General features: G+C 72.8%; 2 protein-coding genes, 1 tRNA gene and 1 pseudogene. All 4 read left to right on the top strand.

Going from position 1 to position 1,638, the window contains the following annotated elements:
- Positions 1–107, top strand: a pseudogene (locus QOL99_RS16925) (phosphohydrolase); the annotation flags it as partial.
- A 91-nt stretch (positions 108–198) separates the two neighbouring features.
- Positions 199–273 (top strand) — tRNA-Glu (locus tag QOL99_RS16920).
- Positions 274–343: 70 nt separating this feature from the next.
- Positions 344–1,015: a GNAT family protein gene (locus QOL99_RS16915; RefSeq protein ID WP_285525551.1), complete on the top strand. Its 672-nt coding sequence runs from the start codon at positions 344–346 to the stop codon at positions 1,013–1,015.
- 176 nt (positions 1,016–1,191) lie between these two features.
- Positions 1,192–1,638 (top strand): Ig-like domain-containing protein (locus QOL99_RS16910; RefSeq protein WP_285525549.1); only part of this gene is annotated, 447 nt, incomplete at its 3' end.

Raw genomic sequence — 1,638 nt, 5'->3', positions numbered from 1 at the left:
CGCGGGCGGGGGCGCGGCCCCGCGTGGCCCGGCTGGTGGCCCGCCACCACCACGCGGGGGGCGACCCTGAGGCGGCGCTGCTGCACCACTACGACGACCTCGAGTAACGGGGGGCCTTGACTTCCCGCCGCCTTCCCGCCTACACTCTCTCTTCGCGCCTGACCCCGCCCCCGGGCGGACCTCCCGCACTCCCCGGACGGCCCCATCGTCTAGCGGTCAGGACAGCGCCCTCTCAAGGCGCAGACACGGGTTCAAGTCCCGTTGGGGTCACCACTACGCCGCCGCCTCCCCACCCGGAGACGGCGCGTTTTCCTGTCTCCTGCTTTTGTCTAGGCTGCTGGGTATGGCCCCCTCTCTGTCCCCTGCCCTGGCCGATCTCCTCGCCTACTTCGGGCCGCTCGCGTCTGGGCGGGAGGAGGTCGCGGGCGGCCTGGCCCTCCAGACGCCGGGGACGAATGTGCTCGCCCTGAACGCGGTCTACCTGCCTGACGCGGCGCCTGAGCGGGTGCGCGAGGCGGCCGGGTGGCAACAGGTACGGGGTCAGCCGCCCCTGGTCGTGGTGGAGGGCAGCCAGGAGCAGCGGGAGGTGGCCGCCCTGCGGGTCGGGGTCTACCGGGCGGGGGCGGTGCTGTCCCCGTTCGTGGTGGAACAGGTGTCGCGCCTGCATCTGCCGCAGTGGGCGGCGGTGCTGGCCGAGGCCCACGGCACGCCGGAGTGGGGTGCCGCGCTCGCCCGGCATCTGGCGGGAAGGCTGGAGAACAGGCGCGAATACGCCCTGCTGCTCGCCTACGCGGGCGGGGAGGCGGTGGGGGCCTTGCTGTGGCAGGCGGCTGAGGTGGGAGGACGGGCGCACCTGTGGGGCACCCTCGACCCGGCGGTGGACGCTCCGCTGCTGGATGCGGCGGCGAGCCTCGGCGCCCCCCTGTCTGCCAGCCTGCCCTCCGGCTCCCCCGCGCCGCTCTCCCAGGTGGCCCGGGTCTCGTTCCTCCTCATGAACGGTGATGAAAATTCGTGACTTCACCCCTGGACAGGGCGGAAAGGTCACACTTCTGGTGAGAAGTCTGGAGATTCCTTAAGGCGAAACAACTGGCGTGGGGTCGCCTTTGCTGTGGGGGACGCCGTTGCTCCGGCATGAGAGATGAGAGTCCCCGCCTCACGTCCTACCTCCCCGGGTCTGGTCTGATGGGGTCCATGTCTGCACTCAAGCAAGTTCTGCTGGTTGGCGGTCTCCTGACTCTCGCGGCGTGCGGTTCGGCGCCCTCTGGCTCCACCGTCCCCTCCGCGACCGCGCCCGCCGTGGCCCCGGCCGCGGACCGGTTGGAGGCCCAGGCCAGCGCCGGGACCCTGGTCGTGGGGCAGACCCGGCAGCTGAACGTGACGGTGGGGGGTCGCCCCGCGCAGCCCGGCGAGCTGACCTGGACCAGCACCAACGCGGGCGTCGCTGGCGTGTCCCAGACGGGCCTGGTCACGGCCACGGGCGCCGGAAACGCCGTGATTCGCGCCGCGCTGACCACCTACCGCAGCGCCTACGTGGACTTCACCCTGACCGTGACGGCGGCGACCGCCCCGGCCCCTGCGCCTGCTCCGGCGCCCGCGCCCACCACGCCGGGCGGGTATGCCGGGCGCGTGCTGGAGCTG

This window comes from Deinococcus rhizophilus (genome assembly GCF_030271215.1).
GTDB classification, from domain to species: domain Bacteria; phylum Deinococcota; class Deinococci; order Deinococcales; family Deinococcaceae; genus Deinococcus; species Deinococcus rhizophilus.
The sequence above is the reverse complement of the archived record's forward strand: the minus strand, read 5'-3'. Positions and strand labels throughout refer to the sequence as shown.